The 24603-nt window shown below is 58.3% G+C and carries 18 protein-coding genes and 4 pseudogenes; 8 read left to right on the top strand and 14 right to left on the bottom strand.

Going from position 1 to position 24603, the window contains the following annotated elements:
- Positions 1–33: 33 nt before the first annotated feature.
- The 7 genes from AC07ZE_RS06505 to AC07ZE_RS06475 all read right to left on the bottom strand — a co-directional run bounded on the left by AC07ZE_RS06505 (position 34) and on the right by AC07ZE_RS06475 (position 8478).
- Positions 34–1044, bottom strand: a complete 1011-nt coding sequence (locus AC07ZE_RS06505; protein WP_207262524.1) for a chemotaxis response regulator protein-glutamate methylesterase — start codon at positions 1042–1044, stop codon at positions 34–36.
- Positions 1041–3338, bottom strand: coding sequence for a hybrid sensor histidine kinase/response regulator (locus AC07ZE_RS06500; RefSeq protein ID WP_207262522.1), 2298 nt, complete (start codon positions 3336–3338; stop codon positions 1041–1043). The genes AC07ZE_RS06505 and AC07ZE_RS06500 overlap by 4 nt, the downstream gene beginning before the upstream one ends.
- On the bottom strand, positions 3335–4018 hold the full coding sequence (locus AC07ZE_RS06495) for a chemotaxis protein CheW (RefSeq protein ID WP_207262520.1): 684 nt from the start codon (positions 4016–4018) through the stop codon (positions 3335–3337). The genes AC07ZE_RS06500 and AC07ZE_RS06495 overlap by 4 nt, the downstream gene beginning before the upstream one ends.
- Positions 4015–5310, bottom strand: a complete 1296-nt coding sequence (locus AC07ZE_RS06490) for a CheR family methyltransferase (RefSeq protein WP_207262517.1) — start codon at positions 5308–5310, stop codon at positions 4015–4017. The genes AC07ZE_RS06495 and AC07ZE_RS06490 overlap by 4 nt, the downstream gene beginning before the upstream one ends.
- Entirely contained in the window at positions 5307–5843 is a 537-nt protein-coding gene (locus AC07ZE_RS06485) for a chemotaxis protein CheW (RefSeq protein ID WP_207262516.1), read from the bottom strand. Before AC07ZE_RS06485 ends, AC07ZE_RS06490 begins: the two co-directional genes overlap by 4 nt.
- Entirely contained in the window at positions 5843–7465 is a 1623-nt protein-coding gene (locus tag AC07ZE_RS06480; protein ID WP_207262514.1) for a methyl-accepting chemotaxis protein, read from the bottom strand. The genes AC07ZE_RS06485 and AC07ZE_RS06480 overlap by 1 nt, the downstream gene beginning before the upstream one ends.
- Before the next feature lie 293 nt (positions 7466–7758).
- Positions 7759–8478 carry a tellurite resistance TerB family protein gene (locus AC07ZE_RS06475; protein WP_095197136.1) on the bottom strand — a complete coding sequence of 240 codons (720 nt, stop codon included), beginning with the start codon at positions 8476–8478 and terminating at the stop codon, positions 7759–7761.
- Positions 8479–9565: 1087 nt separating this feature from the next.
- On the opposite strand from AC07ZE_RS06475, the gene AC07ZE_RS06470 reads away from it, so the two are divergent.
- The 6 genes and pseudogenes from AC07ZE_RS06470 to AC07ZE_RS06445 all read left to right on the top strand — a co-directional run bounded on the left by AC07ZE_RS06470 (position 9566) and on the right by AC07ZE_RS06445 (position 14207).
- Positions 9566–10006 carry a hypothetical protein gene (locus AC07ZE_RS06470; protein WP_207262512.1) on the top strand — a complete coding sequence of 147 codons (441 nt, stop codon included), beginning with the start codon at positions 9566–9568 and terminating at the stop codon, positions 10004–10006.
- Between the two features lie 410 nt (positions 10007–10416).
- Positions 10417–10734 (top strand): hypothetical protein, encoded by a 318-nt coding sequence (locus AC07ZE_RS06465; RefSeq protein WP_207267771.1) that lies wholly within the window; start codon positions 10417–10419, stop codon positions 10732–10734.
- Positions 10735–10822: 88 nt separating this feature from the next.
- Positions 10823–11272 carry an antitoxin Xre/MbcA/ParS toxin-binding domain-containing protein gene (locus tag AC07ZE_RS06460; RefSeq protein ID WP_207262510.1) on the top strand — a complete coding sequence of 150 codons (450 nt, stop codon included), beginning with the start codon at positions 10823–10825 and terminating at the stop codon, positions 11270–11272.
- A gap of 493 nt (positions 11273–11765) precedes the next feature.
- A pseudogene (locus AC07ZE_RS06455) lies at positions 11766–12167 on the top strand (helix-turn-helix domain-containing protein); the annotation flags it as partial.
- A gap of 72 nt (positions 12168–12239) precedes the next feature.
- Positions 12240–12581 carry a cupin domain-containing protein gene (locus tag AC07ZE_RS06450; protein WP_207262508.1) on the top strand — a complete coding sequence of 114 codons (342 nt, stop codon included), beginning with the start codon at positions 12240–12242 and terminating at the stop codon, positions 12579–12581.
- A 194-nt stretch (positions 12582–12775) separates the two neighbouring features.
- Positions 12776–14207, top strand: a pseudogene (locus AC07ZE_RS06445) (IS1182 family transposase).
- 340 nt (positions 14208–14547) lie between these two features.
- Here AC07ZE_RS06445 and AC07ZE_RS06440 read toward each other — a convergent pair.
- From AC07ZE_RS06440 to AC07ZE_RS06420, 5 genes and pseudogenes are all read right to left on the bottom strand, one after another.
- Positions 14548–14715: pseudogene (locus AC07ZE_RS06440) on the bottom strand (nucleoside deaminase); the annotation flags it as partial.
- 170 nt (positions 14716–14885) lie between these two features.
- Positions 14886–15467, bottom strand: a pseudogene (locus AC07ZE_RS06435) (transposase); the annotation flags it as partial.
- 239 nt (positions 15468–15706) lie between these two features.
- On the bottom strand, positions 15707–18577 hold the full coding sequence (locus AC07ZE_RS06430) for an FAD-binding and (Fe-S)-binding domain-containing protein (protein WP_207262506.1): 2871 nt from the start codon (positions 18575–18577) through the stop codon (positions 15707–15709).
- A 162-nt stretch (positions 18578–18739) separates the two neighbouring features.
- Positions 18740–20056: an MFS transporter gene (locus tag AC07ZE_RS06425; protein WP_207262504.1), complete on the bottom strand. Its 1317-nt coding sequence runs from the start codon at positions 20054–20056 to the stop codon at positions 18740–18742.
- Between the two features lie 507 nt (positions 20057–20563).
- Positions 20564–21337 (bottom strand): GntR family transcriptional regulator, encoded by a 774-nt coding sequence (locus tag AC07ZE_RS06420; protein ID WP_207262502.1) that lies wholly within the window; start codon positions 21335–21337, stop codon positions 20564–20566.
- Positions 21338–21518: 181 nt separating this feature from the next.
- Here AC07ZE_RS06420 and AC07ZE_RS06415 point away from each other — a divergent pair, with 181 nt between their 5' ends.
- On the top strand, positions 21519–22376 hold the full coding sequence (locus AC07ZE_RS06415; RefSeq protein ID WP_207262500.1) for a TSUP family transporter: 858 nt from the start codon (positions 21519–21521) through the stop codon (positions 22374–22376).
- Positions 22377–22408: 32 nt separating this feature from the next.
- Positions 22409–23653 (top strand): OprD family porin, encoded by a 1245-nt coding sequence (locus AC07ZE_RS06410; RefSeq protein WP_207262491.1) that lies wholly within the window; start codon positions 22409–22411, stop codon positions 23651–23653.
- Between the two features lie 123 nt (positions 23654–23776).
- On the opposite strand, the gene AC07ZE_RS06405 is transcribed toward AC07ZE_RS06410, so the two are convergent.
- Entirely contained in the window at positions 23777–24130 is a 354-nt protein-coding gene (locus AC07ZE_RS06405) for a DUF202 domain-containing protein (protein ID WP_207262489.1), read from the bottom strand.
- Positions 24131–24133: 3 nt separating this feature from the next.
- Complete coding sequence (locus AC07ZE_RS06400; RefSeq protein WP_207262487.1) at positions 24134–24547, bottom strand: YidH family protein; 414 nt, start codon at positions 24545–24547, stop codon at positions 24134–24136.
- Positions 24548–24603: the final 56 nt, after the last annotated feature.

Below are 24603 nucleotides of genomic sequence, written 5' to 3'. Positions count from 1 at the left end.
AACTGCCTGTGCCAGGATTGCTGCTAAGCGTAGTCATTTTGGAAAGATCTCCAGCAATCGTGGCGCTATCTTTTCCAGCGGGCGTATTTCCACGGCGGCGTCGATGGCCGCGGCCGCCTTCGGCATGCCATACACCGCACTGCTGTTTTGGTCTTGTGCAATGGTCAGGTAGCCCTGCTGGCGCATGAGTTTAAGCCCCTGCGCGCCATCACGTCCCATGCCGGTGAGCAAAACGCCAACCGCATCGCCGTTCCAGTGACTGGCCACGCTCTCGAAAAACACATCGATCGAGGGCCGGTAGATTTCGTTGACCGGCTCGGCGGTGTAAGCCAGCGTGCCGTTTTTCAATAATCGAATGTGGTGATTGGTGCCGGCCAGCAACACTGTGCCGCTTTGCGGCGTTTCACCTTCTTTGGCCAGGCGTACGTTCAGGCCACTGGCAGTGCCGAGCCATTCGGCCATGCCGGCGGCAAACACCTGGTCAACGTGCTGCACCAGCACAATGGCGGCGGAAAAATCCCGTGGCAGGCCCTTGAGCAGGACCTCCAGCGCCGCCGGCCCGCCCGCGGAGGAGCCAATGGCGATCAGCCGCTGGCGCGAAGCCGAACTGCGCAGCGGGCTCGGTGTGCTGGGCGCCTGCTTGCCCCTATCGCCGATCAACCAGCCGATGTTAATGATCTTGCGCAACAACGGTGCCGCCGCTTCCTGGGCATTGCCCGCACCGAGGGCCGGGGTGTCGACCACATCCAGGGCTCCGTGGCCCATGGCTTCGAACACCCGGTGCACGTTCTGCTGGCGATCCACGGTGACGATGACGATGGCGCAGGGCGTTTCGGCCATGATCCGTCGGGTCGCTTCCACCCCATCCATCACCGGCATGATCAGGTCCATCAGGATCAGGTCCGGTGTCTGTTCGGCACATTTTTGCACCGCCTCCTTGCCGTTACCGGCAACCCAGATCACTTCATGCGCCGGCTCGAACGCCAGTGCGCGACGCAAGGCCTCTACGGCCATGGGCATGTCGTTGACGATTGCGATTTTCATGCCCGCGCTCCTCCTATGAGCTCAACCACTGCATCGAGCAGGGCGTCGTCATGAAAACTGGCTTTGGCTAGATAATAGTCGGCTCCGGCGTCCAGTCCACGACGGCGGTCCTCTTCGCGATCCTTGTACGACACCACCATCACCGGCAGCGATTGCAGGCGGTTGTCCCGGCGCAGTAATGACACCAGTTCGATACCGTCCATGCGCGGCATATCAATGTCGGTGATCAGCAGATCGAAATCCTCCGAACGCAGGGCATTCCAGCCATCCATGCCATCGACCGCCACGGCCACGTCGTAGCCGCGGTTGAGCAACAACTTGCGCTGCAATTCGCGCACGGTCAGGGAATCGTCCACCACCAGTACCCGCTTGCGGGCCACTTCAGCGGCGTGGTTACTGTGCCGGGCAATGCGCTCCAGGCGACCGGTATTGAGCAGTTTATCCACCGAGCGCAGCATGTCCTCGACATCGACGATCAACACCACCGAACCGTCGTCGAGCAAGGCTCCGGCGGAAATGTCCTGGATCTTGCCCAGGCGTTCATCCAGCGGCAGCACCACCAGGGTCCGCTCACCGATAAAACGCTCGACCGCCACGCCATAGATCGCATCCCGCTCGCGGATGACCACGACTTTCAACGTCTGCTGACTGCCCTGGCTCGCCGGGCGTTGCAACAGCTGGCTGGCGGCGACCAGCCCGACGTGCCGGCCCTCATGCCAGAAGTGTTGCCGGCCCTCGACCTGCACGATGTCCTCCGGCTCAAGATCACACATGCGCTCGATGTGGGCCAGCGGAAAGGCATAAGCCTCATCGCCGACTTCCACCACAAGGCTGCGCACTACCGACAGGGTCAGCGGCACTTCGAGGTGAAAACGACTGCCCTCGCCCGCCGTCTGCTCCAGCACCACCGCACCGCGCAACTGACGGACCATGTGCTGCACCGCGTCCAGGCCGACACCGCGTCCGGAGACTTCGGTGACGGTATCGCGCAGGCTGAAACCCGGCAGGAACAGGAACGTCAGCAGCTCTTCTTCACTCAACTGCGCGGCAGTCTCGGGTGTCGACAACTGGCGTTCGATGATGCTGCGGCGGACCTTTTCCAGATCGACGCCGTTGCCGTCATCGCTGAGTTCCAGCACCAGCAACCCGGCCTGATGGGAGGCGCGCAAGCGGATCAACCCTTCTTCCGGTTTGCCGGCCAACAGCCGCTGCTGCGGGCTTTCAATGCCATGATCGACCGCATTGCGCAGCAAGTGTGTCAATGGAGCTTCGAGCTTTTCCAACACGTCGCGGTCAACCTGGGTTTTTTCGCCCTCAATCTCCAGCCGCACCTGTTTACCGAGGCTGCGGCCCAGATCACGAACCATCCGCACTTGTCCGGTCAATACGTCGGCGAACGGCCGCATGCGACAGGCCAGGGCCGTGTCATACAGCACTTGCGCGCGCTGGCTGGCCTGCCAGGCGAATTCGTCCAGTTCAGCGTTTTTTTCCACCAGCAATTGCTGGGATTCGGCCAGCAACCGGCGCGCGTCATCGAGGGCTTCCCGGGCTTCGAGGCTCAGGGCATGGTCCTTGAGGTGGACGTTGAGGTTTTCCAGCGCCCGCAGCCCATTGTTTTGCATGCGCTTGAGACGCTGCATGGTGGCCAGGTGCGGTTTGAGCCGCAGGGTTTCCACCAGGGATTTGCTCGACAGATCGAGCAGGCTGTTCAGCCGCTCGGCCGTGACGCGCAGCACGCGTTCGCCGTTTTCGGCGGTGCGTCGAGTCTTTTTCGGCGCAGCCACTGACTCGCCAGGCAGCGACTCGACGACCGCAACGGGCTCTTCAACGTTGGGCGCGGGCGCTTCCAGTTGCAACTCAGCCATCAGCGGCGTGGCCGCTGCGATGGAGGGTATGGCAGCGACTGCCGGATCGAGCAAGTGTGCCATCAAGGCGACATACGCTTCGATGTCCACAGGCCCGGGCGCACTGTTCGGTGTCGCGATGCGCATCAGCAGATCGGTACCTTGCAGCAACGCATCGATGTGTTCGGGGCGCAGGTACAGCCGCCCTTCCTGGGCGCTGACCAGGCAATCCTCCATGACATGGGCAACGCTGACCCCGGCATCGACACCCACGATCCGCGCCGCGCCCTTGAGCGAGTGCGCCGCACGCATGCACGATTCGAGCTGATCGGCCAGGGTCGGGTCACGTTCCAGCGCCAGCAGGCCCGCGCTCAGCACCTGGGTCTGGGCTTCGGCTTCCAGGCTGAACAGCTCCAGCAAAGAGGCGTCACGCATTTGCTCGGGAGTCATGACAGGCTCCGGGTCACGGCGGACAACAGCTGTTCTTCATCCAGCCAACGCAGGCTGCGACCTTTGAAGGGCAGCACGCCACGGGTGTATTTGGCACTGGCCTGGGTACCGGAACGTGACGCCGCTTCGAGGATGCGCTCATCGATAGCGTGAATCCCGTCCACTTCGTCCACCGGAATCACCACCGGCCCTCCATTGGCAGCGATGATCAACATGCGCGGCATAATCCGCGTGTCGGAGGGCACGCTGCCAGCGCCGTCGAGCCCCAGCAACTCCACCATCGACAGGCACGCCACCAGCGCACCCCGTACGTTCGCCACCCCGAGCAAGGCCCGGGATCGCTGGTGCGGCAGCGAGTGAATAGCCTGCTGCGGCGCCACTTCCACCAGCGTGCGTGTGGCCAGCCCCAGCCATTCTTCGCCGAGGCGGAACATCAGCAACGAGCGGGTTTTCACCTCGCTTTCCACCGATGCGGACAGGTGTGCGCGATCGTCCTGCTGCAACGCGTAACGATCCAGCAAACGCGTCGCGGCGGCCGAGTACACCGCGCAATTGCGGCAATGAATGTGTTCGATCAACAGCGGGCAGGACTTGTCACCACGGATACCCATGCGGTTCCAGCAATCATCGATGGCCTGTGCATCTTCATGGGTGACGCTAAAGGTGTCGGAGGCGATCATCGTTTACGCTCACTGTCGGCGGCGCGCTCGCTACGGGCGGCGCGGTCCTGCAATCGTCTGGCACCCACGGTGTCACCCTGGGATTGCAGCAAGGCGGCCAGGTGCATCAACGCGTCGGGGTGTTGTGGTTCGAGGTACAACGCCTTGCGATAAAAGCCCTGCGCCTCCAGGGCGCTGCCGGCGACATCGCTGAGCAACCCCAGCCAATAAAACACCTGGGCCACGGGCTCATGGCTGCGCAGGTAGATCTCGCAAGCGGCACGGGCCTCGGCACTTTTTCCTTCGTTGGCCAGCGCGGCGATATTCGCCAGCAGTGCGGCGGCATCGGAACCACCCGGTTGCGCCGCAGGCGCGGGCCGCGCAATGCTCGCAAACGGGCGCCTGGCGACCGGTGGCGGCACCCCGTTGCGCACCGCTGGCGGCACCGGCAAGGGCACAGGTCTCGGCGTAGACAGATGCGTAGCCACGAATGCCGGCCCAGGCTCCGGGTCCACAGCACTCTGGCGACTGAAGGCAAAAGATTGCGGAATGCCGATCGAGCGCATGCCCAGACGCCCCAGAAGACTGCCTTCAGCCGGGCCGATAAATAGCACACCATCGAGATGGGTCAGACGCTTGAGGACTTCGAACACCTGTTTTTGCGTCGGCAGGTCGAAGTAGATCAGCAGGTTGCGACAGAACACGAAGTCATAAGGCGATTCATTGGCGAGCAGGCCTGGGTCGAGCAGATTGCCGACTTGCAAACGTACTTGCTCCAACACCCGAGCACTAAGGCGATAGCCGTCGTTTTCGGCAGTGAAATAGCGGTCACGATAGGCGATGTCCTGGCCGCGAAACGAGTTCTTTCCGTAGAGCGCACGCCGCGCCTTTTCCACCGACATCGGGCTGACGTCCATGCCTTCGACCTTGAACTGGTGCGGCTTGAACCCGGCATCCAGCAGCGCCATGGCAATCGAGTACGGCTCCTCGCCGGTGGAACACGGCAAGCTGAGAATTCGCAAGGCGCGCATGTTGTTGATGTCGGCCAGGCGCCTGGTCGCCAGTTTCGCAAAGGTCGCGAAGGATTCCGGGTAACGGAAAAACCAGGTCTCCGGGACGATCACCGCCTCGATCAGCGCTTGTTGCTCGTCGCGGGAGCCCTGCAAGGTGCGCCAGTATTCATCGGCCGTTTGCACTTGGGACGCGGTGCTGCGCTGGCGCACCGCGCGCTCGATGATTGCCGGGCCGACCGACGTCACGTCGAGGCCGATACGCTCCTTGAGAAAATCGAAAAACCGCTGATCGCTGCTCATGACAGTTCCTCCATCAGCGCCGGATCAAACGGTGGGGACGGAAACAGCAATGCACGCACCTGATCGTCCAGAAGATCGGCGACCCGCACCCATTGCAGCAACCCTTGCGCATCTTCACGAACAGGCCCGAGGTAGGGTGTCCGGGGATTGTCCAGCCCGTAAGGCTGAAATTCCGAAGGGTTGCAGCGCAACGTGTCGGTGGCCTGTTCCAGAATCAGCCCGAGCAATTGCGCCTGCGCACGTTCATCCGCACGGTAATGCACCAGCACCAGTCGAGTGCTGGTGCGCGCCCGGGCCGGCGTGCCAAAGGTCAGCGCGCTGAGGTCGATCACCGGCACCACCGCGCCACGCCAGGCGAACACCCCCGCCACCCAGTACGGCGCATGGGCAATCGGCTTCAAGGGCAGGCGCGGCAGCACCTCCGCCACTTCGATGGCCTGCAAGGCATAGCGCTCGCTGCCGATGCGAAACACCAGGAACAACGCATGCACCGCTTGCTTCACGGCAGTGCGTTTGGCGGTGAGTTCGCTCATCAGACTTTGAATCGCGAAACGCCGCTACGCAGCCCGACGGCCACCTGGCTCAGTTCGTCGATGGCGAAACTGGCTTGGCGCAGGGATTCGACGGTCTGGCTGCTGGCGTCGCCCAATTGCACCAGCGCGTGGTTGATCTGCTCGGCGCCGGTGGCTTGGGCCTGCATGCCCTCGTTGACCATCAACACCCGCGGCGCCAGTGCCTGGACCTGATGGATGATCTGCGACAACTGCTCACCGACCTGCTGAACTTCGGACATGCCGCGGCGCACTTCTTCGGAGAATTTGTCCATGCCCATCACCCCGGCCGACACCGCCGACTGGATTTCACGCACCATCTGTTCGATGTCATAGGTGGCGACGGCGGTCTGGTCGGCCAAACGCCGCACTTCAGTGGCGACCACGGCAAAACCGCGACCGTACTCACCGGCCTTCTCGGCTTCGATGGCGGCGTTGAGCGAGAGCAGATTGGTCTGGTCAGCCACTTTGACGATGGTCACCACGACCTGGTTGATGTTGCCGGCCTTCTCGTTGAGGATCGCCAGTTTGGCGTTGACCAGATCGGCTGCGCCCATCACCGAGTGCATGGTTTCTTCCATGCGGGCCAGGCCCTGTTGCCCGGAACCAGCGGCAACCGACGCCTGATCGGCGGCGGTGGACACTTCGGTCATGGTCCGCACCAGGTCCCGCGAGGTTGCCGCGATTTCCCGGGAGGTCGCACCGATCTCGGTGGTGGTGGCGGCGGTTTCGGTGGCGGTGGCCTGCTGTTGCTTGGAGGTCGCGGCAATCTCGGTAACCGACGTGGTGACCTGCACCGACGAGCGTTGGGCCTGGGACACCAGCGAGGTCAGCTCGGTCATCATGTCGTTGAAGCCGGTTTCCACAGCGCCGAACTCGTCCTTGCGCTCCAGGTTCAAGCGACTGCTGAGGTCGCCGGTACGCATGATTTCGAGGATTCTTACAATGCGGTTCATCGGCGCCATGATGGCGCGCATCAGCAATAGGCCGCACAGGCCCGCGGCCAGTACCGCGACCATCAGGGATATGCCCATGATGATTTTGGCGGTAAATACGGCATCATCGATGGCGGCTACCGCCGCATCTGCCACGGATTTGTTGTGGATCAGGATTTCGTTGAGCTTCTTGCGACCCTCTGTCCAGGTCGGAGTCAGTTGTTCGTTGAACATCTTGATCGCTTCAACTTCCTGGTTGCGTTTATGCAACTCGATCACTGCAGCCAGAAGTCTGTTGTACTCCTCATGGATATTTTCGAAAGCCGCGTATTCGACCTTGTCTTCGTCAGTGGTAATGGTCTCGCGGTAATGACCGATTTGCTCTTGCAGGCGAGCGGCATAACCCTTGAAGTTGGCCTCATCCTCGACACTGAAGCCCTGCCCTTCCTTCAAGCCGAGCATCTCCTGAATCCGCAAATAGCTGTCAGACCAGGCGCCGCGAATCATCGAGCTGTAATACACCCCGGGAAGCGCGTCTTCGCGAACGCTCGCTTCGCTGGTTTCGATCTTCAATAGCCGCGAGTAAGAAACGACCACCATCAGCAACATGATGGCGATGATGACCGCAAAACTCGCCAAAATGCGTTGGCGCAACGTCCAGTTCTTCACAGGCTGTCCTCGGGGGTGATTCGAAATGCGGGGGAGTATAGCCGAGGGCGGTGTTTCATTTATAAGACGGGTGCGCACCACTTCTCATCCTGCCGGAAAAAGGCAGGATTGGCTCTGGAAGGGGACTGTCCGCTAACTCGCAGGTGGTGTGCCAGTGGTGAATTGGCAGAATGGGGCCGTGGTTCGGCCATGGAGGAGAATGGCGCGGCGCAATACGCTTTCGCGAGCAGGCTCGCTCCCACAGTGGTCTTGTGTACATTAATCCATTGTGGGAGCGAAGGCGGTGTTGAGGTTTACACCGCAGCCAGCCTCACCTGCTTCTCCAGCTCAGCCTTCAACCCCGGCTCCAGCTTGAGTTGACGCGCCAGTTCGTCGAGGTAGGACTTCTCCATGAAGCTTTCCTCGTCCACCAGCATCACGCTGGCGATGTACATCTCGGCGGCCATTTCCGGGGTGCGGGCGGCGCGGGCGACATCGCTGGGGTCCAGTGGTTTGTTGAGTTCGGCGTGCAGCCAGTTGTGCAGCTCTTGATCGTTGTCGAGTTTGGTGAACTCACCTTCGATCAGCTCGCGCTCACGCTCGTCGATGTGACCGTCAGCCTTGGCCGCGGCCACCAGGGCTTTGAGAATCGCCTGGCTGTGCTGCTCGACTTGCGCAGCGGGCAAGCGGTCGAGCGTCTGCGGCTCTGCCTTCGATGCGCCACCCTGCTGGGCCTGCCAGTTTCCATAGGCTTTATAGGCCAGCACGCCCAATGCGGCGAGGCCACCATAAACTGCGACTTTACCGCCAACTTTTCGGGCTTTCTTGCTGCCCAGCAGCAACCCCATGGCACCGGCCGCCAGTGCACCGCCGCCGGCGCCCGACAGCAAACTGCCAAGTCCGCCCGAACCGCCGTTACCGCCTAGCAACCCGCCCAACCCACCAGACGCCTTGTTCTGCGCGCCACCGGCCTTGTTCTGCAACATGTCCTGGCCCGACTTGAGCAACTGATCGAGCAATCCACGGGTGTTCATTTTCTGCCTCCACTAAAAGGTTTTACCGAACCTTGAGGCCACCAGCCTAGTTCGAAAGTGCCCGAAGCCTGCCCGCGAGAGTGCTTCCAGATGTTGCTCCGCCATTCTTCAACTGTAATTTTGTAATAAAGATTGTACTAAAAAACCATTTATCTAATTGATTTTTCGTTAAGCTTCAAAAGTTTATTTGTAATAATGTTTGTACTTTTTTCTGTGGAGTTAAAAATTTTCATTTTAATAAAGTTTGTACACAGGAAAATAACAACACTCCTTGGTGTGCAAGCCACCGGCAGGTAGCTTGGCTAGAGGGTAAGCTTCCATTCCTAGACGTGTTGCAGCTGACTGAAAACTGACCCAGCAAAGTCTGTTTTGCCGGCTGAAAACTGACCCAGGTGTTCAACTGCTTCTGCTCGCTTTCGGAGCAGGAGAACACAGGGTGATCAGCATGGAAATGTTGGGGAAAATTCGGCGAATGTATTTTCTCTAACAGCAAAGGTTTCGAGCAGGAGCTTTCGTGCGAAATCGCGACCGACTGGAATGCCTCCGTTGGGTACACCCAGTTCAAAGCCGAGGATTCCAAGGGCAACGACGTCAACACCCTGTATCCGACCAAACTGTTGCGCACACTTACCACCTACCGGCTGCCAGGTTCTTTCAACAAGCTAGCCATCAGCGGCGGATTTAACTGACAGGACTCGATCTACACTCGTCACCAACCCGAATAGTAACTCCGAGAAGATTCAGCAAGATGCCTATGCACTGGTCAACCCGATGACTCGCTACGACATCACCGAAAACCTTTCGGCCCAGGTGAATGCAGAAATGCAGGCAAAATTGCAGATCAAAAGTACTTCGATGCCTACGGCGCCCTGACCTACGGTGTACCACGTAGTTTTACTGCTTCAGCGAAGTATCGTTTCTAAGTCACAACGTTGGGTAGCCAGCCACTTCAGTACAAGACCGGTGTTGCGCCGGTGTCGTACTATCTGCACATCGGAAAACCTGAAACCACTGAGATCAATTACATACGCCGTTACGCTTACCCTTAGGCGGAGTAGGATGGCGAAAGCCAAATCGAGGTGGTGTCATGGACAAAAAAGAGCTGCTGGGCAAAATTCGCGATAGAGAGCAGAAAATGCTCACTCAAGCAAAGGACGAAATTTTAGGGGGTGGCGATTTCCTACCTGTTAATCGTCTCGCAGAGCTTTTCAGCATTCGGATTGAAACGCTTACTCCGGCCTTGATTGAGTGGGAGGGAGATAATCGAATTTTTTCGATCGAACACGAAGGCTGCTATCTGTTTCCCCGCTATGCGTTCTCCACACGATCGGGCCTCACTCCACATCCTGCATTGAAAGAGGTTCTCTCTATCCTCTCTCCTACCAAAAGTAGTTGGTTAGTAGCGTTCTGGTTTTCTTCGTCAAATGGAATGCTGGGAGGTAAGCGCCCCCGAGATTTGATTTCCTCTGATGCGGTTCGAGTGATCCTAGCCGCGCAAAGCGAGGTCGATGGAGTCCTCCATGGCTAGCTGCCACCGCAACCGGCATTCATGAGATGGGGCTTAACCACTCGTAGACTCACCTGTTGAGCAGTCACCCTCCACCCTCTTTTGGCCACAACCTGCTAGACAACCAATGGGCTCAAAATCAGGCCCATGCGATAAGGCTGCGTCGAGAAAGCGGCTACGCCTGTCAGTTCGCTTAGCCAACACTGCTCGCGCCTCCGCTCGGGCGCGTGAAGATATCTGCACTCCCACTTTTCCAGTGTCTCTCATTGCTGTCCCTCTGCACGGCCTGTATCTACCTGATGTTACGGCTCGCCACTCATCACCAAAGACTTAACCGATCAACGGCAGGGGATGGACATTAGATTCAGCAATGATCGCCCGTGAGCAGCGGTATGCTGAAGCTTGATCTAGACCCATGGTTGGTATGGCTGATGAAGATTACCGGAAGCATTCAAATCGAAGCCGTCACAGATGTCGTTTGTGACATGTGCCTGTGCTCGACCAGCCTGCCCGGAGGGGGGCGTCAGTTTGCGACCTTTCAAGCTCACTGGGGGTATGGAACAAAACACGACGGGGAACGCTATGAACTGCACCTCTGCGAAAACTGCTTCTTTCAAACGCTCAGTTACGTAAAACAGGAGCGGCGCACACAGAATCTTTTTGACGATGATGACGGGGCTTTTGCGGGGGACGACTTCGGCTTAATAGCGAAGGATGATTTCTTCGGTGACGCTAAAATCCGCGACTAAATCCGTCACGCGAATTGGTCAGACCTCTCCAAATAACTTGTAGGAAAACATTCCGCACCAAGGTCGTCGAATGTGTAGGAGCTACGTGATGATTGCCGAAGCCCTTCCAGAGCAAGGATACGCCTCGTACCGCAAGACTCTCCAACAGTTAGTTGGCATTCCTTTTTCGGCAAATGACTTAGAGATTCACACGCTCATCACGCACGGTTTTCCCGCTTCAACGTTGCTAGACCTCGTTGCTGCCGGTTTAATTCCAGTGCCCCAGCGAAACCAAATAATTTCGCTGCGAGCGTTGAAAGGCCGAGCCCAAAAAGGGCAGTTATTGAACAGTCTTGAGAGCGATCGCCTGTTCACGTACGCGCACATTTTTTCCATGTCCAAGGCTGTTTTTGGGTGTTCAGATAAGGCACTACGCTGGCTCCATAAGCCTAAAGCACGTTTAATCGGCAAAACCCCAGCACAGATGTTGTCGACGATATGCGGCCTGAGCCAGGTAGAGCTGATGCTGATGCAGATAACAGAAGGCTACGCCTTCTAGGCTCAAATAGCTGCTCGCACATCACGCCAAAAAGGAGGTCAAGTGGAATGCAATTTCGTATCTATCGAAACGTCGATGATTGGCAGGAGCTTAATTATTGGCCCTCTTAGTTACAGTCCCGGTTGGCGTATGCCAGCCAGGACTCCAAGCCCAAATGTCGATGAAGGCCGATTACTTTACTGCTTGTTTTAAGCATTCAAGTGAGGAGTTGAGTACGAAAAGTATTCTTCCTCCGCAGTGCGTTGAATGTCCCACCGTCCATTATAGGCCAGCGGCCTTGCCCGAGTGCCTGCAAATGTGAGCGCCAAACGCCGCTTCGCACGTGACACACCCACGAAAAAAGCACAACGATTAGCATCTTGGTCGCCTAAGAAAATTTCATTGTCTACGGCAAGAATGTGACCGAATCGAATTCCAGTCCCTTTGCTCTTGTGGATAGTCAGAATTCTTACAGCTTGATCATCTGAAAATCGAAGGAGTGCTTTAGGGAGGTCAGGCGCAGGACGCCCTCTATGACCTGGCGATGGCGTTGCGTGCCGTCGCAGGCAAGCCTCGCGGCCGCAAGCGCCTGGATTACCGCTCAGCCGAACGCGCCAGAGCATTCATCCTGGAACATCTGTACTTGAGCATCACGCTGGAGATGCTCGAACATGCCAGTGGGCGCGAACGCTGGAGCCTGTCACGCGACTTCAGGACGCTCTACGACACCCAGTCCCTACCGGTTCGTCACCCTACGCCGTCTGGATCGCTTTCGCGGGTTGATCCTTGACGGTTTCACTGGACTCCGCCCCTCTCCGCTGGCTTTCACGATCAAAGTCACATGACCCGACATTTCACGCGTTGCTACGGCGTACCTCCCCTGCGTTGGCTGGAACGCTTGCGGCTCGCAAACTGACTTTCAGGATCGTACAAGAACGGGCGATTCACTGTTCTATAGGCTGATCACTCCCACTACAGAGGATCCGTCATGCCTGAGTCCCGTCAAAAAGCATCGTCCCCGATAAACCTAGCGCATAAGGCTACTCTGATCGAATACCAATGGAGCCTCAGGGTTATCGCGGAAATGGACGATTACCAGTTCAAGGTCGTGCGAATCGAAGGCGAATTCATCTGGCACTCACACCCGGAGACCGATGAAGCGTTTCTTGTGCTGGACGGCACCTTGCGCATCGACCTGCAGGAGGGCTGTGTCCATGTGAATCCAGGTGAGTTGTATGTGGTGCTACGCGGCGTGACGCACAGGACCGCAGCCCAAAGTGAAGCAAAACTGATGATGATCGAGCCACGAGGCATTTTGAACACGGGTTGAGAAATTGCACTCCACTTGACCACCCGTTTGCATTTGACCTGACCACTCATTTGCATTCGCTCTGACCAACGATTGCGTCGGATTTGACCAGCATGCTCTTTCACCATGACCGGCAGAGAACGGCCCAGAGCGTGTAAAAACACCTCCGCGAACCCTTGCTATGATTTCTGAGGATTTCATCGCAGGGATTGCCCATGAAGCGCTTCATCCAAGGTGAACATCGAGGCCAAGGCACCTTATTTCCCGAGAGCCTCGACGACTACGTCAGCGATACCAATCCGGTGCGTGTAGTCGACGTCTTCGTCGACGAACTGGACTTAGTCAATCTAGGTTTTGAAGGTGCCATTCCAGCCGATACTGGCCGACCTGCTTACCACCCCGCGATCTTGTTGAAGATCTACATCTACGGGCTATCTCAATCGCATCCAGTCGAGCCGACGTTTGGAGCGAGAAGCTCAACGCAATGTCGAGTTGATGTGGTTGACCGGGCGTTTGATGCCAGATTTCAAGACCATCGCCAACTTCCGAAAAGACAACAGCAAGGCCATTCGAGGCGTCTGTCGCCAGTTCGTTGTGCTCTGTCAGCAGTTGGGACTTTTCGGAGAAAATCTGGTTGCCATCGATGGCAGTAAATTCAAAGCAGTCAACAACCGCGACCGCAATTTCACCAGCGCCAAACTGAAACGGCGAATGGAAGAAATTGAATCGAGCATCAACCGTTATCTGACGGCACTCGATGCTGCTGATCGGCAAGAACCCACAGCCTCAGAGCCCAGCGCCGTGCGGCTGGCAGAGAAAATCGCCAAGCTCAAAACTCAAATGAAAGAGCTTCAAGCGATCGAAATCCAGCTCAACGAATCGCCGGATAAACAGGTCTCACTGACCGATCCGGACGCCCGCTCCATGATGACGCGCGGCACGGGAATCGTCGGCTACAACGTGCAAACAGCTGTCGATACCCAGAACCATTTGATCGTTGCTCATGAGGTCACCAACTTCGGTTCCGACCGCGATCAACTCAGCTCGATGGCGAAGCAGGCTCGCGATGCCATGGCGTCCGAAACGCTGGCGGTGGTAGCTGACCGAGGTTACTTCAAGAGTGAAGAAATTCTTGCCTGTCACGACGCGGACATCACTGCCTACGTGCCAAAGCCGATGACTTCAAGCGCCAAGGCGGATGGTCGATTCAACAAAGATGCTTTCGTTTATGACGCGACGAAAAACGAATACATCTGTCCGGCTGGAGAGGCGCTGCCCTGGCGCTTCTCCAGTATTGAGAAAGGCATGAATATGCACTGTTATTGGAGTTCGAAATGCCAGGGCTGCTCGCTGAAAACGCAGTGCACGCCGAGCAAAAATCGTCGAGTAAGGCGTTGGGAACATGAAGCGGTGCTGGAGGAAATGCAGCGTCGGTTGAACGATGCACCGGACATGATGCGAATCCGAAAAAGGACAGTTGAGCATCCCTTCGGGACGCTCAAACAATGGATGGGCTCAACGCACTTCCTGACGCGCAAACTGGTCGGGGTAAGCGCGGAGATGAGTCTGAATGTACTCGCCTACAACATGAAGCGGGTTATGAACATCATCGGTACAGCAGGCTTCCTTAAGGCGATGGCGGCGTAAAGCCTCGGTTTTCTCTGCCCCAGAAGGCGCTAAACCGCTACATAACCGCTTTGGAACGTCAGTAATTCTTATCACGGAAAACGCTTTGTAATCGCATCGCCCAGGAACGCTTGGTTGACGCACTCAATATACGAAAGCGTTTTTACACACTCTGGGCCAGAAGCAGACTTTCAGTCCAAGCAATGGCAAATGATCAGGACAGATCGGGGTTGTGGAGATCTTCCGTCTTTTGGGGGCGCGCTACACCAGCAAAGGAGACAAGAAACTCACCAATTTTGTGCGCTGCATTCCTTGATGGGAAGCAGCGCCAGAAACACTCGAGCTTCGGTTCGAAAACCCTTTATGACCAGAATCCTATATGCGGTTGGCTAGCCTCGGCTTCAAGCATCGGTCCCAATACGCTGACCTTGCGCTGGCCTTTGGCAAACACTTCGCGACACGGCAAAGCAAATGTCGGGTTCTCGGGATGATCCCCCGTCAGCCCCAGTAACGAGTGCTCAGATACGGAACCCGCGGTGATCGAGATTTCGCGGCGATCAGTGTCGGCGCCTCCTTCTGATCCTTACCAAAGGAATAACGCCCCATGCATATTCGTTGCGACTTTGCCGACACTACATACAGGCTGGTGCTCGGGACAGCGCTGCTGCTCTGCACGGCCATCGGTCCTGCTCTGGCGGCGAGTGAGCCGGCCAGAGCCTCTTCATCGAGTGCCTCAAGATACTCACGCACGGCGCGGGTGCTCAGGGCCGGATCGCTCCAGTTGACCGGTTCATCACCCGGTACACCGCGCTGCCGGCTGGCATCCGCCTTGATGATGCTGGCGTCCACGGCAAAGCCTTCGCCCTTTACCAGGCCGGCGTCCATGCAACGACGCAGCACTTCATTGAACAGCCAGCGAAACAGATCGCTGTCCCGAAAACGGCCGTGTCTATTTTTGGAAAAGGTCGAGTGATTGGGGACTTCATCTTCAAGGCTTAACCGGCAGAACCAGCGATAAGCCAGGTTCAAATTGGCTTCTTCGCACAGCCGACGCTCTGAGCGAATGCCGTAGCAATAGCCCACGATCAGCATGCGGATCATCAACTCAGGGTCAATTGAAGGACGCCCAATTGGGCTGCAAAAATCGGCGAGGTAATGGCGCAAGTCGCTCAGATCGAGACACCGATCAATGCTACGCAGAAGGTGATTGGCGGGGATGTGGTCTTCAAGGTTGAACGAGTAAAACAGCCGATCCTGTCCACTCGATAACTGTCCCATCATGCTGCGTGCTTCCCTGCTGGCCAATGCAGATATTTTGCCGCAGGCCAGATAGGGGAGCTACTTTTTCAACAGAATCGGTCGTTTTCAGCCGGTCACGACAGGCAGAAAACGGCCAGAAGGAGACATTCGGATTTATTTCGAATCTCTCCTTTAAGGCTCACGTTTGCGGTTTTAAGAGCGCGACCATGTTGATCGAAATTACACGCTGCGGTTTTGTGGCGATTCATTTTCCAGCAGATTTAAGGCCATTCAGCAACAGGTTCTAAGATGGGTGCTGCTGCCTGTGATGATGCAGGTTGAACGGTAGGCTTGCGGCGGCTCACCCTATCCACCAGGTAAACCAGCCCGTGATAGTCGATCCCACTATGTTGGGACAAGCCTATCTCACACGTGCGGCTGGTGGAGATGCCTTCGTCGCAGATTTGCACCGCCGCTTTGAGGTTGCGCAGCGCGTGGGTGTTCAGTTCGGGGGTGGTGAAACCCTTGTCACCGGCAAAACCGCAGCAATGGATGCCCTCAGGTATGACCACCTGCTTGGCACAACGCCGGGCGATGTCGATCAGCGCTTGGGCCTCGCCAAGGTGCTGAGTGCTGCAAGTGACATGCACGGCGATCGGTGAGGCCTGAGGCTCGAACTCTAGACGGTCGAGTAGATAGGTACGAATGAAGCGCACCGGGTCAAAGATATCGAGTCGTTCATCCGCCAGGCCCTGCATCAACCGTAGGGTGCAAGGGCTGGTGTCGCAGTAGATTGGGTCGAGCCCGCCGCGACTGGCCTTGAGTAAGGCATCTAGGGCTTCCTGGCGCTTGTGCTCGGCCTGTTCGGCGTAGCCCTTAGAAACAAAGGGTTGGCCGCAGCAGAGCGCGTTTAGGTCGTCCGGAAAAATCACTTGGTAGCCGGCCTTTTCCAGCAGGGCACAGGTCTTGTCGAATAGCGATTGCTGCTCCTGATCCTTCGCTGCCGGGCCCATGACACGGGACACGCAGGCGGCCAGGTACACCACCCGTGGGCGCTCATCCTGTGTGGCAGGCTTGGGTAGCTGCAGACGCTGTACGGGCTGCGGCATCGCCGGTGTCCACTGGGGTAGTTTACCCTGGCTGACCTTAGTCAGAGCCGCTGTGCTCTTGGCGAACAGCTGCGTGCCCAGCATCCGGTGTGCGGTGTTGGCCACATACAATGTGAAACGGGCCCCCAGCACGGCCGAGGCTAGATGCTCGGCCAGCCAGTTAGCCGCCCGGGGGCTATCCGCCTGTATGCCGCGCAGTTTTCTGATCAGATCGCCGGTATTGATACCTACCGGGCAGCGCTGAGCGCAGAGGCCGGTGGCTGCACAAGTGTCTAGACCGTGGCGCTGGTAGGCATGCTCCAGCTCACGGGTATCGATACCAGCACGCTTTCTTGCCTGGATGTCGCGCCAGATGACGATACGCTGACGGGGGGTCAGCGTCAGGCCGTTGGACGGGCAAACCGGCTCGCAGAAACCACATTCAATGCACTTGTCGACGATGTCGTCGGCGGCCGGCATCGGTTTGAAGTTTTTCAGGTGGATTTGCGGATCTTCAGACAGCACCACATCTGGGTTGAGAATGCCTCGAGGATCAAGAAGGCGCTTGATTTTCCACATCAGCTGGTAGGCTTCAGTGCCCCATTCGAGCTCGACGAAAGGCGCCATATTGCGCCCGGTGCCGTGCTCGGCCTTGAGTGCGCCGCCGTACTCCACGGCGACCAACTGGGTCACGTCACCCATAAACGCTTCGTAACGGGCCACCTGGAGCGGGTCATCGAAACCTTGGGTGAAAACGAAATGCAGGTTCCCTTCAAGGGCGTGGCCGAAAATAATCGCCTCGTCGTAACCATGTTTGTCGAATAATTCGAGCAGCCGGTTAACGCCTTCGGCCAGCTTTGCGAGCGGAAAGGTCACGTCCTCGATAATCACCGTGGTCCCCGGCTGGCGCATGGCTCCGACTGCCGGGAAGGTGTCCTTGCGGATCCGCCAGAGCTGGTTGTAGACCACCGGGTCGTCACTGAAGTCGACCTGCTTCTCCACCGGGAAATGCACGATGGCGGCCATGACTTGCGCCAGTTGCTCCTGCAACAGCGCAGCGCTCGCGGCACGTGACTCAATCAACAGGGCACAGGCGCCAGCAGAGAGTTCACGTACCCACGCGGGCATGCCGGCCATGTTCTCCACCGAACGCAGGCTGCGTCGATCGAGCAGCTCCACAGCCGCGACAGGCTGTTGCTTTAGCACCGGTACCGCATTGCAGCAGGTCCTCACGTCGGGAAAGACGATCAGCGCGCTGGCCTTGTGTGGGTGATCGGGGACCGTGTCATAGGTCACCGCGCTGATGAACCCCAGGGTCCCTTCGGAACCCACCATCAGGTGATTGAGAATATCCAGCGGGTCCTCGAAATCGATCAGGGCATTGATAGAGAAACCCGTGGTGTTTTTCAGTCGGTACTTGTGCCGAATCTTGCTGGCCAAGGGGAGATTGGCCCGGGTCTGCCGACCCAGTTCGGCAAGCTGCTCCAACAGCTCGCCATGGCTGGCGCGGAAGGCGGCGATACTGGATGGGCTTTCGCTGTCCAGCACGGTGCCGTCGGCCAGTACCAGGCGCAGGCCAGCGAGGGTGTGATAGGTGTTCTGGGCGGTGCCGCAGCACATGCCACTGGAGTTATTGGCGACGATACCGCCGATCTTGGCGGCGTTGATCGACGCAGGATCAGGACCGATCTTGCGTTTGAAGGGGGCCAGTGCCGCATTGGCCTGGGCGCCGATGACGCCGGGCTGCAGACGGATCTGCTGGCCATTGCCACGGATATCACGACGGTTCCAATGGTCGCCAAGCACGATCAGTACCGAATCGGAAATCGCCTGGCCAGAGAGGCTGGTGCCGGCGGCGCGGAAGGTCACCGGCACGTGCTCGGCATTGGCCAGTTTGAGCAGCGCGACCACTTCGTGCTCGGACTCGACCCGCAGTACCATCTGGGGAATCAGCCGGTAAAAGCTGGCGTCGGTGCCGAACGCGAGTGTCGAAAGCGGGTCATCGAAACGCCGATCACGAGGGATTAGCCGCTCGACTGCGGTGGTAAAAGTCGCCGGTAACATTGTCATCTCCATCAATCATTGCTGCGGCCAGACGCATGTGCGAGGCCGCATCGGCTGGTCAAACGGCTGAAGCCCACAGAGAACAGCCCGGAGTTACTCCATGGGCCGTGGTTGTGTCCACGGGCAAATCAGCGGTGCGATCCACGACCGCTGACTCTTCGATCACTTGACCAGCATGCTCCGGGAACTGCTCACCGAACGGGCCCGACGAGTCTCGATAAGCCGGGCGAACCGGCGCTTGCTCGCTTCAGGATTGATGAGCAATAAGCCGATGACACTGGTGACAATGCACAGCACGCCCGCGACCACGAAGCCCTTGTCATAGCCCAGCGCAGGTGTTGTGGCGCCTTGGATAAAAGCCCCCATCAGTGCAGGAGCGACCAGGCCGCCGGTGGTGGCCAAGGCGCTGTTGATGGACATCATCGAGGAGCGCTGACCGGCCGGCATGATCTCGGCAACGATCGCCGAACTCAGCACGAAGGTGATCTGCGGCAAGTTGCAACCAATCGCCAACAGGATGACCTTGAGCAGTGGATTTTGCACAGCAAAGACCGCGAGCAAAATCAGCGCACCGCCAACCAGCACCAGCAAGGAGGTCAACCAACCCCTTGCATACTTCGAGGCGAGTCCTGTTTTCAGCAGGCGCTGGGATACCCAGGAACCGCCAAGGACGATCGGGATGTTGAACGCAGTGAAGACCATGAACATCCAGCCGGCGTCAGTCGGGTCGTACTGCATCACCTTGCCCATATAAGACGGTACCCAGGTGAACATCACCGAGAAGATCCAATAGCTGGTCCAATACATCAGCATGTTGGCCAGAAAGGTTCTGTCGGTAATCAACTGCCAATAAGGCAGGCGGGGAGCGTCGGCATCGGCCTGCACCGAGCCTTGCTCAGTGACCTTGCCTTCGGCACCGAAGTAAGCCCACAGCGCCATCCACACGAGGCTGGCCACACCGAGCACCATGAACGCCGCATGCCAGCTCCACTTCACCACGACAAAAGTCAGTAGCGGGCCGGAGATCAACAGACCGGCAGTGACGCCCTGAAAGATCACCGCGGAGGGCAAATTGCGCTTGTCGTTGGGGAACCACTTGTAGCAGGCGTGCAGCGCCAGCGGATAAGCCGGCCCCTCCCCCATGCCGAGCAGGATGCGTGAGAAGTACAGCAGCGGGACCGAAGCCACGAAGGCCAGCGGAAATTGCGCCACGCCCCAGATGCCGGCACATACCAGCAATAATTTCTGCGATGACACCCGTTCGGCAATGAAGCCGAACCCGATGGCCGACAACGAGAATAGAAGGAAGAAGCTACTGGCGATCATGCCGAACTCAGCGGGAGAAAGCCCCAGATCGGCCATCAGGGGACCTGCGACAATGCCGAGAATCGCCTTGTCCATAAAGTTGATCACCATGAACACGGCAAGCAGGATCGTGACGACCCAGGCATGCGTATTGATACTTTTAAAGCGAGCCATATCCCACCTCAGAATTGATGTTGAAACCATTGGGTCGTCGTGATGCGAGCCGAATTGGGTTTAACTGGAACAATCTGAAACGTAGTGATCGGATGAGGTCCGGTCTTCGGGGCGGGGGCATCCAGACATGGAAAGGATAATATTCAAGGTAGCAGCAAACGTTGTGCTCACAGACATGACGTTCTCCAGGCTGACTGAAGGTACTTTGGCCCCAGTCGATTTTGTTTTTGTTTTTACCGCCGAATAACTATATAGCACTATAGCTAATTAGGTATAGAAAATTTATCTCCGGCCATCAGAAAACGCCCAGCGGTATTCGTCCGCCCGGGGTGCGAATCCAGTGTGTTCGTTGGTTCAGAATCGGCAGCATTACCGCAGGTTGTGTTGAACCTGCAGCGGGCCGGCCAAGGGACCTGGTGTCGTCGCACGGCAACGGCCATCGGCGCCAGGCAAGCGCGCGTTCAACCGGGACCAGGGGATGGCCCCGCTATGGAGAACCCGACGGGATCAAGGCTCTAGATTGGCGTCCAGACGCAGCCGGTAGTCGTTGGGCGGAATGAACGCTTCCTGGTAATACAGCGGCCGGCCATTGTTGCCCATGGCGAGAAACTCGAGCACCGCGCCGATCGTGCCCTCTTCAAGCGCCAACTGCTGGCACACCTCGTCCGGGAAACGCTCGCACCGCAGCTTCTGGTCCAGGCTGGCGATGCTGATGTGGTACCGGTCGAACAGCAGCGCCTTGAAGTTCGCCCCCGCGAAATCGAGCAACTCTGCCTCGGCAAATGCCGGGAAACGATCGCTGTCAATATAGAAGTGGGTGAAGCAGTGGAACAGCTCGTCCACTGCGAACACCCGGTCGACCTTGACCACGTTACGCACGTTCGAACCCAGCTTGTCGGCCCAATCCCTTGCGTCCAGCCCGGTTTCCTGACCCACCACTTCGGCATAGATCGGCAGGACTTGGCCGTCGCCGTCCTCAAAGCGCAAGTGCATCGGCGACATCATCGGCATCGCTCGCTCGGCCACGAAAGTGCCATGCCCGTGACGGCGCACGATCACTTTGGCCTGAACCAGCTCACGCAACGCCTTCTGTACCGTGCCCAGGCTGAACGGGGTGATGGCCGCCAGTGTGGATTCATTGGGCAACTGCGAACCCGGGCCCCAGTAGCCATCATTGATTGCCGCCAGCAGGGTTTCCCGCAGCTGCGCGTATTTGGGCAAGCCGAGCACTTCCTGTGACTGGTAACGATCGTAAAAATCGACCGTCTCTACTTCCGACATTTTTTGTCCTCCTTCAGACCCTCCGACGCTGTTGCCAGAGAGACGTTGACTAAAGCTATATAGCTTCATATTATAGCTCATGACACCTGGAGATGCTCCGCAGTGTCCGCCCGACCCGACACCCTCCCCACCGCCAACGCGAGCGGCAAGGACAGCAGCCGTGATACCGGCAGGATGATCCATGGAACTACACTCGGAACTGCACTCGCTGCTCATCATTCTTGTCGCCGTGGCCGTCGGCAGCTACCTGCAAGCGTTCACCGGGTTCGCACTGGGCATTGTAGTACTGGCGATTGCCGTACTCACCCACGCCGCCCCCATCGCCATCGTTGCCACCACTATCACTATCGTCGCCCTGCCCGGGATTGCCATCGCCCTGGTGCGCCACTGGCAGCACATCGATAGGGCATCGTTCTTCCAGACCCTCATCGGCCTACTACCCGGCACGCTGCTGGGCCTGTGGTTGCTTGGCAAAATGGGCGAAGAGCATACCGCGCTGCTGCAACTGTTGCTGGGCGGGCTGATCGTGGCCGGTGGTATCGCCCTGTTCATCAAACCACGACCTCATCCCTCCCGTTCAAGCCCCGTGAGCTTCGTCATGATGGGCCTGCTCGGCGGTCTGATGGGCGGCATGTTCAGCATACCGGGGCCACCGCTGATCTATCACTATTATCGTCAACCGGTGTCCATTCAGGCCATCCGCACCAGCTTGCTGGCACTGTCCGGCGCCATGTCCCTGATCCGCTTGATCATGCAGGGCCTGCAAGGGGAGTTGAACGCCGAGGTCATGTCGCTGGGCACCCTGTCGATCCCGGTCGCCATGCTGGCCAGCTGGCTGTACGTGCGTTTTCCGCCGCAACTCTCCGACCTGAGCATGCGTCGCGGCGCCTTCGCCCTCTTCGTCGCGATGGGCGGTTTCATCTCGCTCACCGCAGTGCTACCGAACGCCTTGGCCGCCCCTGTGAAGCCGGCCATGAGCGCGCGCTCAGGCAAAACCATTTCTGTTGTGTCACCGCAGTACTCAAAGCCTATGCCTTGAGTTTGTAGCTCCCTGCCCTAGAGATAAAAACAATGAAACATCTACGGTTAAGCGCACTACCTACCCCCTTGCTCGGCCTGTCCAGTTTCGCCTTGTGCTGCAATGCCTCGGCGGCATTCATTGCCGACAGCACGGCCAACCTGGACATTCGCAACTTCTACATGAACCGCGATTACCGGCAACCGGGTAGTCCAGAGACGCAGGATGAATGGACGCAGGGATTCGTCATGCATGCTGAATCCGGCTTCACCGACACGACCGTCGGTGTGGGGCTGGACGCCCATGCCGCGCTCGGCCTCAAGCTGGATTCGGCCCGCGGTCGCAGTGGCGACAACGGAACCCTCCCGCAAAGTTCCGACGGTACGCCCGTGAATGAATTCAGCGAACTGGGCTTCACTGGAAAACTCAAGGTATCCAAGAGTGTCCTGCGCCTGGGTACGCTTTATCCGACCCTGCCTGTGCTGAATTATAACTTCGGACGCCTGCTGCCTTCGAGCTACAGCGGCGGCATGTTGACCTCAAACGAAATCGACGGCCTGACCGTCAACGCCGGTCGCATCACCCAGGCCAACCTGCGCAACTCCAGCAGCAATGACCCCGTCACTTATTACCGCGGCGGCGTGGAAAGCGATCACTTCGACTTTGCCGGCGGCAGCTACAAGCTCACCCCGCAACTGACCACCAGCTATTACTACGGTGAACTCAAAGACATCTATCGGCAGCATTTCGTGGGCCTCGTCCACACCTTGGCGCTGAGCAAAAGCGCGAGCCTGCGCACTGACCTTCGGTACTTTCGCAGCAACGATGACGGCATTGCCAAAATGGGCCGTTTCGCCAATAACAACCTCAACGGCATGGTCAGCCTGACGCTGGGTGGCCACAAGTTCAGTGGCGCCTACCAGCGCATCTCCGGTGCCGGCGAATTTCCGTTCATCGGCAACGATCCCTACGTCGTCAACTTGTCCTTCTACAATACCTTCGCCCGAGAAGAAGAGGATTCCTGGCAAGCGCGCTACGACTATGATTTCGCTGCGCTGGGGATGCCCGGCCTGACCTTCATGACCCGTTACGTCAGCGGCGACCACGCGCTGGTCCAGGGCCGCGAGCAGGGTACTGAACGCGAGCGCGACATGGATCTTACCTACACGGTACAGAGCGGCCCGCTGAAGAACGTCTACGTGCAGATGCGTAATATCAGCTTTCGCTCCGGCAACGGACTGACCCGCGATGTCGACGAAAACCGCGTGCTGGTCGGCTATAAACTGGTGGTCTGGTAGGTAAACCCTCGGCGCGGGGCAATCCCGCGTCGGCTGGCAGGAACACGGGTTTGCGGTGATGGATTGCCGTGGTTTATCAGGATGACCCCATCATCGTTCATCGCCAGCAAGCTTGCTCCTACCCTACAGCCGGCCGAGTACGGCCCAAAGAGACACGGCGGCCAGGCAGGCCACCACCACGCCCGTAAACAACACCGATGCGACATCGGCCCGCAAACGGCCCGAATGGATGGCGTGCGCACTGCGCCGGTAGCGACGCCGCTGCGTCGTCCAGATGTATAGCGCGGCAAACACGCTGATCACCACCAGCACTGCACCCAGCCAACCCTCGGTTTGCATCCAGCGCAGGAAAATACAAGCCACGACCCAAAACACCAGCAAGGTGCGCCCCCAGGCCAGGGAAGTTCGTTCCGGCTGCAGCCCGGCGTCATCGTGTGGCGCCTGAAGCGCAGGCACGTCAGGGCGATGGCGTGTCATGGCTCAGTGCACCTGGCGCAACAGGAAGACGCCGATCAACGTCAGCGTCACCAGCGCACCACCGATCGACAGCAGCGGCACCAACAGTGGTAATGGCAACGGCGCCTTGTTGCGCAGTGCCCGTTCAACGTTCAGCCAGCGCAGGCAGGCCGAGCCGCTGATGAGCATCGCCATCAGCAACAAAGCAACCGAAAGCGTCGTGCGCACCACCGGGATAAACACATCCAGGGTAAAGGCTTCCACGGCAATGCCCCCGGCCAACAGTGCCAGCGCGGTGCGGATCCACGCCAGAAAGGTTCGTTCGTTGGCCAGGGTGAAGCGTGGATCGGGTTCACTGCCGCCCGCCAGCAGCCGTGAAGACAGCGGGCCGCGATCGACGCCATCGGTTTTGCTCAAGTCTTGCTGTTGTGCCGTCATGATCCTGTCTGCCTGCTGAGTGCCACAACCAAAAATGCCCTCGACGGCAGACTGCC

The sequence above is a fragment of the Pseudomonas sp. GW101-3H06 genome (genome assembly GCF_059424605.1).
The sequence above is the reverse complement of the archived record's forward strand: the minus strand, read 5'-3'. Positions and strand labels throughout refer to the sequence as shown.